Source organism: Soehngenia longivitae (genome assembly GCF_004684055.1).
GTDB lineage: Bacteria > Bacillota > Clostridia > Tissierellales > Tissierellaceae > Soehngenia > Soehngenia longivitae.
This window is the reverse complement of sequence record NZ_SRIB01000003.1, coordinates 146266-158953: the sequence shown is the minus strand read 5'-3', so window position 1 is coordinate 158953 and position 12688 is coordinate 146266. Positions and strand designations below refer to the sequence as shown.

At 34.6% G+C, this 12688-nt stretch carries 11 protein-coding genes and 1 riboswitch; all 11 genes read right to left on the bottom strand.

What is annotated here, in order from left to right:
* Positions 1 to 46: 46 nt before the first annotated feature.
* A complete protein-coding gene (gene grdD / locus E4100_RS03560; protein ID WP_135270669.1) occupies positions 47 to 1228 on the bottom strand; it encodes a glycine/sarcosine/betaine reductase complex component C subunit alpha in 1182 nt (393 codons plus the stop codon).
* A 10-nt stretch (positions 1229 to 1238) separates the two neighbouring features.
* On the bottom strand, positions 1239 to 2777 hold the full coding sequence (grdC, locus tag E4100_RS03555) for a glycine/sarcosine/betaine reductase complex component C subunit beta (protein ID WP_135270668.1): 1539 nt from the start codon (positions 2775 to 2777) through the stop codon (positions 1239 to 1241).
* 77 nt (positions 2778 to 2854) lie between these two features.
* Positions 2855 to 4165, bottom strand: a complete 1311-nt coding sequence (gene grdB, locus E4100_RS03550) for a glycine reductase complex selenoprotein B (RefSeq protein ID WP_135270667.1) — start codon at positions 4163 to 4165, stop codon at positions 2855 to 2857.
* 34 nt (positions 4166 to 4199) lie between these two features.
* On the bottom strand, positions 4200 to 4673 hold the full coding sequence (gene grdA / locus E4100_RS03545) for a glycine/sarcosine/betaine reductase complex selenoprotein A (protein ID WP_135270666.1): 474 nt from the start codon (positions 4671 to 4673) through the stop codon (positions 4200 to 4202).
* Between the two features lie 38 nt (positions 4674 to 4711).
* Positions 4712 to 5998 carry a glycine/sarcosine/betaine reductase component B subunit gene (locus E4100_RS03540; protein WP_135270665.1) on the bottom strand — a complete coding sequence of 429 codons (1287 nt, stop codon included), beginning with the start codon at positions 5996 to 5998 and terminating at the stop codon, positions 4712 to 4714.
* Positions 5999 to 6055: 57 nt separating this feature from the next.
* Positions 6056 to 6373 (bottom strand): thioredoxin TrxA, encoded by a 318-nt coding sequence (gene trxA / locus E4100_RS03535; RefSeq protein ID WP_135270664.1) that lies wholly within the window; start codon positions 6371 to 6373, stop codon positions 6056 to 6058.
* Between the two features lie 12 nt (positions 6374 to 6385).
* The gene (trxB, locus tag E4100_RS03530; RefSeq protein WP_135270663.1) at positions 6386 to 7324 is read right to left on the bottom strand and encodes a thioredoxin-disulfide reductase; all 939 of its coding nucleotides are present in this window, start codon (positions 7322 to 7324) and stop codon (positions 6386 to 6388) included.
* Between the two features lie 157 nt (positions 7325 to 7481).
* Positions 7482 to 7581: riboswitch (glycine riboswitch) on the bottom strand.
* A gap of 96 nt (positions 7582 to 7677) precedes the next feature.
* A complete protein-coding gene (locus tag E4100_RS03525) occupies positions 7678 to 9285 on the bottom strand; it encodes a Na/Pi cotransporter family protein (protein WP_135270662.1) in 1608 nt (535 codons plus the stop codon).
* Positions 9286 to 9316: 31 nt separating this feature from the next.
* Complete coding sequence (gene trmL, locus E4100_RS03520) at positions 9317 to 9784, bottom strand: tRNA (uridine(34)/cytosine(34)/5-carboxymethylaminomethyluridine(34)-2'-O)-methyltransferase TrmL (protein ID WP_135270661.1); 468 nt, start codon at positions 9782 to 9784, stop codon at positions 9317 to 9319.
* 8 nt (positions 9785 to 9792) lie between these two features.
* A complete protein-coding gene (locus E4100_RS03515) occupies positions 9793 to 10614 on the bottom strand; it encodes a Cof-type HAD-IIB family hydrolase (protein ID WP_167792065.1) in 822 nt (273 codons plus the stop codon).
* Positions 10615 to 10704: 90 nt separating this feature from the next.
* On the bottom strand, positions 10705 to 12678 hold the full coding sequence (gene tkt, locus E4100_RS03510; RefSeq protein WP_135270659.1) for a transketolase: 1974 nt from the start codon (positions 12676 to 12678) through the stop codon (positions 10705 to 10707).
* Positions 12679 to 12688: the final 10 nt, after the last annotated feature.

Here is a 12688-nt window from a genome sequence, read left to right as displayed (position 1 = left end):
ATTTTTGTGATACAAACAAAAAACTTAAGGCCTAAACCTTAAGTTTTTAACAATCTTCAGCTTTTTTAACATTGTATCCTGCTTTTGCTAATACATTTATAGCTTCTTTTAAATTCCTTTCGTTCACCATAACTATAGGCCCTGTGCATCCCATGCCTGATTCTGCATAGATTTGATTCTCCCAAAGCACGCTTACTGCATCATCAAGTTCCATGATGTCAATTCCATCTATTGTACCAGTTACAACTTCTTTTTCTGGCATTTTAACGAACTTATTCTCTTCTTTTTTAACAGATTCTTTATTTAAAGATTTTAATAGTTCTTTTAAATTTGCTTTATTTGCATTTTCAAATTCATTTTTTGCTATTTCAAATACTTTTCCTTTTACTAAATCTGCTGCATAACTAATCGCATTTGCTATTACAGGAGAGCCTGATGCTCTTGATATGATTAATACTAGCCTGTTATAGTCTTCTCCTATCCCTGGGCCGTAACCATAACCTAGTGCCTCATAGCTACCACCTGTTGTATATGAAGAGAAAACTTTCATCAATATATTTCCTGTTAATGTGTCTGTGACCATTACATCTGGTGTGCCAGCTAATAAATCATTGCCTCTCATTACGCACCCACCATCAGCTCTAGTAGACTCAGTCAAGTTTATATCATATCCGTTAGATATGAGTTCTTTAAAAATTCTCTCTACTTGTCTTGCTCCGTCTACATTGAGTATACCTACTGTTGGGTTTTTAATGCCCATGGCTTTGGCAGAAATAATTCCGTATATGCCATTTTTAACCATTGCCTCAGCTCTATTTGATGAAGAGGTCCCAGTTGTGGTAGCTATGAACATCTCTTTACCCTTTCCAGGAGTTATAACACGTCCAACTGTAGAGACTCCAATCGGAAAACTATAGTGCATAGTAACGCAGGAACTTATCTCTTTGTTATCGAGCATTTCCTCCATCTTTTTATAGCCTTCCTCTTCGTTTTCTACTATAACTTGAGTTAATTCAGTCTCTACTTTCGGCCCTATCAATACAACTTCGATTGAACTATTTATTTTTTGAGCAAGTTCTGCGCCTTTAACGACGTTAGATATCCCGTGTTCACTACCTAAAGTAGTTATACCGACTCTTATTTTTTCTCCGTATTGTCCTGTTTCAAGAGTGTCAGCAATATCATTAAATATCTTTGCTACTGTTTTTACGATGTTATCTGATTGCACATAATCACCCCTATTCTTCTAAAAGGTGTGCTGCAAAGTCTCTCATAGCTTCTGCTACAAAGCTTCTGATTTCTTCTTCTGAAATACCTTTGCTTTCTTCTTTTCTTCCGTCATTATTTTCTATTACAATTGATACTCCATCGAATAAATTTGTCATTCTCCCTAGGAATAAACTTCCTTTACCAATGATCATCGCTTTTTTTACTTTGCCGGATTTGATATCATCTATTGCAAAACCAACGTATGGAACCCCTGAAGGTATATGCCCTTGAGTTGGTGCCCAACCTTCCATCCCATGTTTTTCAATAAATTCATTTATTTGAGTTCTTTCTAGTTCCCCTCTTTTTACTCCTAAAGCTGCAATCATTTTATAGTTTGCATTTGGAACATCTCCAGCTCCAGCAGGTTTTGTAATATCAGGGTTTTGCATCTCTACAGAGTATTTATCTATGTCAGTAATCTTTAAATTTCCTCTGTCAAGTGGTGCAGTAACTAATGATGTTATTACAGCTTGAGGTGATGAACCAGTGCCTACTGTGTGTCTGCCTACTAAATCATTCCTTAGAATAGGACTTTCTCCATCATTTTCGCTTACCAATACAGCAAATCCGCCTACTACATCTTCTAATATTGGCAATCCTTTCTTGACATGGTCTTTGCCATTCATGCCCAATTTAGCAGTTGAACCACCTGATACTATTAGAACATTTTTAAAAGTATTTGCTCCTACTAAAGATGCCGCAGAAATCAATGCATGAGTTGGAGCAGCACAGAATCCTCTAATATCAGAGCCTGAAGCGTTATTTAGCCCTGCGAATTCCGCGATTGCTTTTGCAAAGTTTCCTCCACCTCTTTGGTTCATATCTCCACAAGCTTCTTCAGAACATTCAATTACATACTCTATATCATCTGGATTTATCTTTGTCTTGTCAATTAAGTGAAGAGCTGCTAATACAGCAGATGCTTTTGAAACTAAGTTTTCAAAAATTACATGTGCACTTAAATTTTGGTCAATGTCATGTGCTCTCTTTACACATCCAACTATGTTATTATCAAAATATAGTGGTTCAGCATCTTGCTCACTTATTAATTTATTTATATCGTTGAATTCTTCTCCATCTTTAAGTCTTGATACCAACTCATCACTTATTAATGGGTGATTAGAAAGTTTAGTTTTAATTATTTTTGTAAATTCCTTAGACAATTTAACTAAATCAAATACATCGACAATCTTCATTAAGCCTATAAACTCATCTTCTGGCATAATTTCTCCAAATTTCCCATTTCTAGTTGCACCTTCAACAGGTTTATCTACCCATGGCTGTGGTATAGCTTTAAGATCTTCAGGTGTTTTATTCCCGATATAAACTTGATTTGGTAAATAGTTTACTGCTTGTTCATAAGTTCTTAAACTATTTCTTAAATTTTTAAGATACTCTGAATTTGAATTTAATATTTTTTCTGTAGTTTGGGTTGTTCCATTGTGAACAACCATATCTGGCGCATGTACCAATATATAGCTTGCACCTTTAATAACCGCATTACTCAAAAGAGTCACCCCCAAAAAATTCTTTGTATTTTAGAAAAGGGTGATAAATATCACCCTTTCATAAATACTATTATATTTTAATCTTCAAATACTGTTTGATCTGTTACTTCAGTAGTTAGAGCTTTTAATGCTTTTTCTACTAACTTCCTTCTTAATGCTTTCTCTTCCTCTGGACTTAATTGTGGATTTCCAAGTGGATGAGGTATCGCAATTGCTGGAACTATTCTATTTGCACCTACTGTCAATGAAATAGGAACTACTGTACAAATATGAACAACTGGTAATCCAGCCCTTTCTATTTCTTTTACCATTGTTGCACCGCAACGAGTACAGGTGCCTCAGGTGGAAGTTAGTATAACTGCGTCAACTCCATCAGCCACTAACTCTTTTCCAATCTCACTAGCAAATTTCTTAGCATTTGCAACTGATGTTCCATTTCCTACTGTTGCGTAATAATACCTATGAAGTTTGCCGATTTTGCCTTCTTTTTCTAAATCTCTCAATACATCAACTGGTAAAACTCTGTCAGCATCTTCATTAGCATATACTGGATCATATCCACCATGTGCAGTTTGGAAAGTATCTTCAGTTAAATCAATAATTCCTTCTATATCGTACTTGCCATATTTTGATGCAGAGCTTGATTCGATATGGTCAGGATTTCCTTTTGGAACGATACCACCAGATGTTACAAGAGCAATTTTTGCTTTAGTAATATCTTTTATCGCTGGATTTGGAGTTACTCTATCAAAATCTGGCATTGGGTATTCAGTTTCGTATTTTTCACCATTTATTTTTTTGATTAACATTTCAACAGCTCTTTGAGAGCCTCTCTTGTCAGCAAAATAATTAACCCTTATACCTCTCTTGATATATCCTTCTTCTTCAGGTGAACCAATCGTTTCCCCTTTTGCTAATTTCAATGCAAATGGTACAATCTTTGACACTGCATCTCTCATCCCAACAGCGCTGTCTTTTGTAGGAATGATGTATATTGATTTTCTATATAAATCAACTCCTGGATTTTCTTCATACATTGCTGTTAAAGCTGGAATGTTTAATTCATTTTGAACTGCTTCAGTTATAGCACCGCAAGCTACCCCATATCTTCCTGCGTTAAATGCTGGCCCAGCAATAAACAAATCAGGATTGTATTGTTTAACAAGCTCAAGCACTTTTGCTTTAGCTTCTTCTATGTTTTCATTAAAATAACTATCTCCACATATAACTGTAGCAACTATTTCAGCCTCATCTTTAAAACCAGCTTGTAGTGCCATACCAGGTCCTACAACTCCTTCTCTTGCTTCTGGTTTGAAATCAGCTTTTTCTTCTCCACCAATTCCTGCAAAGAATTGATTTAGATAGTGTACTATTTTTATTTTCCCCATTTGTTTCCCTCCTCTCCTAAATTTAGTTGGAGAATTAATATTTTGAATACTGCTCTCTCATTCCTTTTACTTCTTCTATTATTGAGTCAACATCTAAAACCATTTCCATCATACCGATTTGTTCATCATATACTTCTGGATCTACTGACTCTTTAAATTCTGGTTCTACTGCGTGATAAACTCTGAGTCCCAACGAGACTCCTGCCAATGGACCTGCATAAGTTGGATCACCAGCTGTAACTGTTTCTGCAGCTAATCCTGCTGCTTCAGCTTCAGCACCGCCTAGAACAACTATTGTGTTTTCTAAGCCATACTTTTCAGCTAGTTCCTTTACTCTTTTTTGGTTTTCCAAGTCCATTGCTCCTGCAGCCGTTCAGACAAAGCATTCTGTTGCTGAAAATACTACTTCTGCAGGAGTGGTTTTTATACATTCTTCAATCGCTGGTCCAGGGATTCCGTCCCTGTCACCAATGATGATAACTTTTGAATTTTCATCAAAGATTGACATTTTTCCACTTCCTTTCCTTATTATAAAACGTAACTGTATTAAAATGTTTTAGCAGTTAAATTACTAAATCCTATTTCATTTGTAGCGCCTGTTATTGCTTGAATTTCAACAGTAATAAAACCATCTTTAGCCAAACTACCATCAAATCCGCCAGCTATTATGTCAACATATTCTAAAGAACCAATGACCTTGTCCATTGGAGGTAATGTTATTACTTCGTTTGCATTCCCAGCTGTTACAACTGCATCTGCAGATTTATCAGCATCTGCTAAAGATTGGCTTGCACCATCTCTTCCTGCATATTCATCTGTTATTATTACTGTCTTTATTCCTTTAGCTTCAATCTTCTTGCAATTCATTATAAGGTCAGTATCAGGATTACCAAATCCTTCTTGTGATATTATAACAGCATCTAATCCAAGATATTCAGCTAATTTTGCTGTCATATTTGAAGATCTTTCTTTGTCAGCTAAATATACATTTTCATTTGTAATTATAACACCAACAAAGTTTAACTCTTTACCATGTACTTTTAGTAAATCCTCAATTACTGGATTGTTTAGGTGATGATAAGTTGTGTTTTTATCGCATGCTGAAACGCAGTTTCCACTGACAATTGCACCGTCCATGGACTCTGTTGGGTACATTATAGTTGGTATTATCTGCTTTGCATCTACACCATATACATATGTGTCATGTAATAATCCTTGAGTTTGAAGCATTTGTACATATCCAACTCTTGGTAAATTTGGATATTTCTTCAATCCATCTGTAAATGTATCAACTTCATATACTTTTACTTCGTCAGGAATGATATTTCTAGCGGTCTCCCCAAGATACTTAGCAGCTTTAAATCCTGCTAATCTGACAGCTTTTTCATGTTCGTGTTGTTTTAAACCATCAACTGGTTCACAAACCAAAACTATGTTTATTAGTTTTGAGAAAGGAGTATAGTCTGCTCCTGGTCCTGACATGTCGACAATTCCTTCTTGGAAACCGACAATTTTACCTGTTGTCATTACTGCACAGCCTTTTAATACATTTGTTTTTCCAGAGCCAACCGTATCTACCTTTGATAAAATCCCTGGGAATATTCCTCCAGGACCATCTACTTTTACCCTTGGTTCAATAACGTCTTTTACAGGTGTAATTCTTACTTTCTCTCCTGGTTTAGCAATATCAACTTCTACTTTTTTCAAGTGTTCATCTTCCATTAATATATCAATTAATTCTTGTTTATTTATTGAAAGTACACCTTCTTCAAGTTTAGTTGTATCGCTAAATTGTACATCTTTAATTAGGACATTACCTAATTCTAGACGCATTTACTTCACCTCCCTTAAATATTTCACATATATCCTAAACTCAAATGAGTTAGAGGCTTAACAATATTTTTTGATTAATTCTTCAACACTTTTTTCTGTTGCTTCGTCTCCTACAACTGAATCTATTCTCTCGCCATTTTGATATATAGCAATTACTGGCAAACCCAAAACCTTTTGTCCTATTGCTACTCTTCTAGCTTTTGTAATATCCAATGAAGTAAATTTGATTTTATCTGCATATTTTTCTTCCAAACTATGAACAAATGGCATCAATGCTTTGCAAGGTTCACAAGATGGACTCCAAAAATCTACTAATACTGTCCCCTCAGCTTTTAAAACTTCTTCTTCAAAATTATCTTTGTTTAGTTCGATCATTACTACTCCTCCTTATTCAAAAATATTTTCTTCTATATATTTCTCTGCTTGTGTAGCTGCTATTGCACCGTCTGAGGTTGCAGTTACAACTTGTCTTAGTGGTTTTACTCTATTATCCCCAGCAGCAAATACCCCTGGTATATTTGTTGCCATTTTGTCATCTGTTATTATATAGCCCTTTTCCATGTTGATGATACCTTCAAATAATTGTGTAGCGGGATCATATCCTACAAACACAAAAACGCCAAATGTTCCATCGTTTTCATCAGCAAATATCTCTTTTTCTTCCCCTGTTTTTAGGTTTTTAACTACCATTGACTCTAGTAGTTCATCTCCTCTTAACTCTGTGATAACGGTATCCCACATGAAATGAATTTTTTCATTTGCAAAAGCCTTTTCTTGTATAGATTTTGCTGCTCTTAAAGAGTCTCTTCTATGAATTATAGTAACTTTTCTAGCAAATTTAGTTAGAAACATTGCTTCTTCAACTGCAGCATCGCCGCCACCTACTACAAATACTTCTAAATCTTCAAAAAATGCACCATCGCAAGTAGCACAATATGATACTCCTCTACCGGTTAGCTCTTTTTCTCCAGGACATCCAATTTTCTTTGGAGTCGCTCCAGTAGCAATTATAACTGTCTTAGTTTCGTAGTCAGCTTTTTCGCCTTTTAGAACTTTTATCTTACCTGAAAAATCAACACTTTTAATGGTGTCAGTTGTTCTTTTTGCACCAAAACTTTCTGCTTGCTCTACCATTCTAGCTACTAGTGAAGGACCTGTTGCATTTTCTATTGATCCTGGATAGTTAGCTACTTCTTCAGTAGTGACAATTTGACCTCCAGCTACATCTTTCTCAATAATCAAAGTGTTTAGCCTTGCTCTAGCTGCATATAATCCCGCAGATAGTCCTGCAGGTCCTGCCCCAATTATTACAACATCGTATAACATAATTTAACCTCCTAAATTTATATTTAATCTATATATACCACATATTACAAAAAAAACAGAATAAATAGACTGTCTGCCTACTTACTCTGTTTATTGACCTGAGAGATTCTCTCTATAAGAGATTGCTCCTTCGGTGTAATGTCACTTTCCAGAGTTCTGTCATATTGCGGTACTTTTGCCTGAGAGGTTCATATCTAAGTGGCTAGCTTAAATAATTACTCCTTCGGCGCCTTAACGGTCTCTCCCGTAATAATCATCCAGAATCGAAACTATTAAATTTTGTTACTAAATTAACAACTTTTCTTCGCTTTAATTATAACTTACTATATTAAATAATTCAATATAAAATTTTTTTATTCTTTAAATTTATCCAATACATACATCGCAATATTTCTTGAGTGATCGGATACTCTTTCTAAATTGCTTATTACATCCAAAAATACTACTCCTGCTCCAGTGCTACAAAGCATCTGATTGAGCCTTTCAATGTGATTAGCTCTATTTTGTTTTTCAAGTCTATCCACTTCATCCTCTAGAGCAAGTACTTGTCTAGCTAGACTTTCATCTGTATCTCTGTATGATACCATAGCTGTTTCAAATACTTTTTTACAAACTTCAAACATATAAGTAAGTTCATCTATAGCATTGGGTGTGAAATATATGTTATTTTCAAATTTGAATTGTGCTTGTTCAGTGATGTTTTCTACATGATCTCCTACTCTTTCAATGTCACCTATTATATAAAGCATTGCATTTATGTCTGTATGCTGCTCGTCTGATAGCGGAGCATTGGAAAGCGCGACTAAATAATCTGTTATTTCTCTTTGAATTTTATTTATTATTTGTTCTTTTTCAAGAATAGAGTCTACTTCGTCTATTTTATCTTCAATTAAAACCCTCTGGCATGATAAGATATTATCATTAACTAATTCACCCATTCTCAAAGTCTCTTTCTTTGCTTGCGCTAGAGCTATAGAAGGAGTTTGTATGATACGTTTATCTAAATATATTGCTTCGGTTACTTCAACTTCATCTTCGCCAGGAATTAATTTTTCTGCTGCTTTTACTAGTAAGTTTGCAAATGGAAACAATAAAATTACGTTTATGACATTAAAAAGTGTATGAGCATTTGCAATTTGCCTTGTAACATCATTTGGTGATATGTATACAACTAATTGTTTGATTGGGTAACTCAACAATGTCATGAAAAAAATCGTTCCGACTACATTAAATAGAAAGTGAATTACAGCAGCTCTCTTTGCTGTTTTATTAGCACCTACACTCGATATTAATGCCGTTGTTGTTGTACCAATGTTGCTGCCGAAAAGAATGGGTAATGATATGCCAATATTGACTAATCCTTGTTTTGCTAAAGCTTCTAACAATCCGATTGACGCAGAGCTACTTTGAACCAATGTCGTAATACCTAATCCTACTAACATCCCCAGTATTGGATTGTTTAGGCTGGTGATTATTCTTGTGAAAGCAGGCAATTCAGCAAATGGTTTTAATCCATCACTCATCATCCCCATGCCAATAAAAAGTATCCCAAATCCAATCAAAATTTCAGCATATGATTTTGCACTTTTATTTTTAGCTGCCATCCAAATTGCAACCCCAACAGCTACTGCAATCGGTGCTATAAACTCTAAATCAAATGCAATCAATTGAGCTGTTATGGTTGTGCCAATGTTTGCTCCCATTATTACTCCAACAGCTTGCGGTAGAGTCATAAGACCAGCATTAACAAATCCAATTACCATTACAGTTGTAGCACTGCTGCTTTGAATAATCATAGTTACAACTGTACCGACTAAAACTCCCATAAGTCTATTGGTGGTTAGCGCTTCTATGATTGATTTAAGCCTATTTCCTGCTGCTTTCTCTAATCCACTGCCCATCATAGTCATGCCATATAAAAACATACCCAATCCCCCAAGAACAGGGATTATTAAACTCATAATATTTGTATCCTCCTTTTTTAGTTTTATTCTACACTAATCCAGGAAAACCTAACTGTCTTAGCGCTTCATACAAAATAATATTTACAGAATTAGATAAATTTAGTGATCTTTTTAAATCACCTCTCATAGGTATCCTTATTGCTTTATCTATATTTTTGTATATTAAGTCCTCTGGCAACCCTTTTGTCTCTTTTCCGAAAACAAAGAAAGATTCATCCTCATATTTAAAATCTGTATAAATTTTTTTTGCTTTAGTTGTAGAATAATAAAAAGGATAGTCGTTAAACTTTTCAATGCATTCTTGAAAACTATCATAGTAAAATACATCGAGTAGATCCCAGTAATCAAGTCCTGCCCTTTTTAAGTGCTTATCGTCAACAGAAAAGCCAAGTGGTTTGACAAGATGAAGTCTTGTTTTAGTAATAGCACAAGTTCTTGATATATTGCCAGTATTTTGAGGTATTTCTGGCTCAACTAACACTATATTTAATGCCATTTTATCACCTATTCTAATATAAATTTCCTAAATGCATATGCTACTCCGTCTTCATTGTTTGTTTTTGTCACGAAGTCAGCAATTTCTTTTATTGCTCTTTCTGCATTGCCCATGGCTACTGAAATACCAGCTTTCTCTAGCATAGAAATATCATTGTCATTGTCTCCTATTGACATGATCTCTGATCTATCAATTCCAAGCAAATTTGAAACATATTGCAATGCCTGTCCTTTCGATACATCACTTCTGGTTAGTTCAATATTATTGAACCCACTTTTTGATATATTAACCCCTTCTATTTCTCTTAATCTGTCTCTTACTTTATTTAATTTATTCAAATCATCATCAATGAATAAAAATTTGTAAATATTTAAGTCTTTTCGGTTAATTATTTCATCTATATCATCAAAGAGCTCAAAGTTAATGTTCTGACCCTTTAATCTCTCTTTAGATGAATTGTAATACTTATCTATTTCACTTATATATTTATTTGAGAAATAAGTGTTTTCATTGTAAAAATGAAAGTAAATATTCTCTTGTTCTGCTACTTCGACAACAGTTTTGATCGTTTGGTTGTCTATCGGCGAATTATAAATAATATTCAAATCTCTATCAGCTATAATTGCGCCATTTGAAGCTATTGTATAGCTCTTTAACCCCAATTTTTCTGCAAAATAAAGAGCTGATTTCAAAACTCTGCCTGTAGAAATGACAATTTCCACATTTTTCCTTTGAGCAGCTTTTAATGCTTCAATTGTTGCATCACTTACTTCCCCATAATCGTTTAATAATGTACCATCCATATCTATGGCAACTAATTTTATATTCATAACTATCCTCCGAATATTTAATATAACACATTTATTTGAAATATTAAATATAAATTTACACATCAATAGAGGAAGCCAATTGGCTCCCCCTTAATTAATTAAGTCTAGTGCATTTTCTACTATTTTTTCAACACTAAGTCCAAATTTATCAAAAAGTTTGTTAGCAGGTGCAGAAGCTCCAAAACTATCGATAGAAACGATTCTTCCATCTAAGCCGACGTATTTATACCAGCTTAAAGATGATCCCGCTTCTACAGCAATTCTAGCTCTTACATTAGAAGGTAGGACTTTTTGTTTGTAATCATCATCTTGCATTTCAAACAACTCGAATGAAGGCATGCTTACCACTCTTGTTCCGATACCTTTTTCTTCTAATATTTCACTTGCTTTATAAATTAAATTCAATTCAGAACCTGTAGCTAACAATATCAATTTCAGTTTTTTAGTTTCTTTTCTTAAGATATATCCTCCCTTTAATGCATCTTTCCCTGTTCCACTTAACAAAGGAAGTGTTTGTCTAGAAAGAACTAGTCCAACAGGAGTTTCTGTGGATTTTATTGCTGTATACCATCCAGCAGCAGTTTCTCTTGCATCACATGGTCTAAAAATTATAAAATTGGGTTGTGCTCTAAACACAGTTAGTTGTTCAATAGGTTGATGAGTTGGACCATCTTCTCCCACTCCTATACTATCGTGAGTCAATACATAGGTGACAGGTTGTTTCATCATTGACGATAGCCTCATTGCAGGTTTCATATAATCAGAGAATATGAAGAATGTAGCCCCAAATGGTCTAACTCCCCCATGTAAAGAAAGTCCATTTAATATCGCTCCCATCGCATGTTCTCTTACTCCAAAGTGAATATTTGAGCCAGTGTAATCTTCGCTAGAGAAATCTTTTCTGTTTTTCATATACGTCTTTGTAGATGGTGATAGATCTGCAGAGCCTCCAATTAAATTTGGAATAACTTCAGCTAATCTGTTAATCAATACTCCTGACGCTTCCCTTGTCGATAAATCTTTTTCAAAATTCCAAAAATCATCTGAGTCTAGATAATTAACAGGTATATCTTTATTAATCCAAGCTTTTAACTCTTTAGCTAACTCTGGATATACATCCATGTATTTTTTATACATCTCATTCCATTCTTTTTCCTTGTTTTCTAAGTTAACACATACTTCCTTTAAATGACTTTTAACTTCATCAGGCACTTCAAATGCTTTATATTCCCAATTTAAGTTTTTCTTAAGCAGTTCTATATTGTGTTCTCCCAATGGTTCTCCATGAGCAGATGCACTGTCTTGTTTCTCTGTGCCGTAACCAATGTGAGTTCTTATCTCAATTAATGTAGGTTGGTTCAAATTTTTCTTTGCCTGTAATATAGCTTTTTCTATTGCTTTTAAGTCATTTCCGTCTTCGACATAAAGTGTTTCCCAACCTAATGCCTCATATCTTTTTCTGACGTTTTCTGTAAAAGCAATATCAGTACTGCCTTCTATTGAAATTGAGTTCGAATCATACAGTACTATCAACTTTCCGAGTTTCAATGCCCCTGCTAAAGAAGATGCTTCATTGCTTACACCTTCCATCAAATCTCCATCTCCAGCTATTACATATGTGTAATGGTCAATTATATTGAATTTATCTCTATTAAATATTTTAGATAAATGAGTCTCAGCGATTGCCATTCCTACAGCCATCGATATTCCTTGGCCTAATGGCCCAGTGGTAGCCTCTACCCCTTTGGTATGGCCATATTCAGGGTGCCCTGGTGTTAAACTATCTAATTGCCTAAAATTCTTCAAATCATCAATGGTTAATCCATAATCAAACAAATGTAGTAATGAGTATAATAACATCGATCCATGACCTGCTGATAAAACAAATCTATCTCTATTTATCCAATTCGGATTTTTTCCATTGTGATTCATGACCTTCGCCCACAAAGTATATGCCATAGACGCTGCACCTAAAGGCATGCCAGGATGCCCAGATTTTGATTTTTCAACAGCCTCTACTGCTAGCATTCTAACTGTATTTACACAAAGTTGGTCAATATTCATAAAATCTCCT

Excerpts from the sequence above, each read along its gene's own strand:
- E4100_RS03525 (WP_135270662.1), bottom strand. The coding sequence starts at position 9,285 with ATGAGTTTAATAATCCCTGTTCTTGGGGGATTGGGTATGTTTTTATAT.
- tkt (WP_135270659.1), bottom strand. The coding sequence starts at position 12,678 with ATGAATATTGACCAACTTTGTGTAAATACAGTTAGAATGCTAGCAGTA.
- E4100_RS03540 (WP_135270665.1), bottom strand. The coding sequence starts at position 5,998 with ATGCGTCTAGAATTAGGTAATGTCCTAATTAAAGATGTACAATTTAGC.
- trxB (WP_135270663.1), bottom strand. The coding sequence starts at position 7,324 with ATGTTATACGATGTTGTAATAATTGGGGCAGGACCTGCAGGACTATCT.
- trxA (WP_135270664.1), bottom strand. The coding sequence starts at position 6,373 with ATGATCGAACTAAACAAAGATAATTTTGAAGAAGAAGTTTTAAAAGCT.
- E4100_RS03515 (WP_167792065.1), bottom strand. The coding sequence starts at position 10,614 with ATGAATATAAAATTAGTTGCCATAGATATGGATGGTACATTATTAAAC.
- trmL (WP_135270661.1), bottom strand. The coding sequence starts at position 9,784 with ATGGCATTAAATATAGTGTTAGTTGAGCCAGAAATACCTCAAAATACT.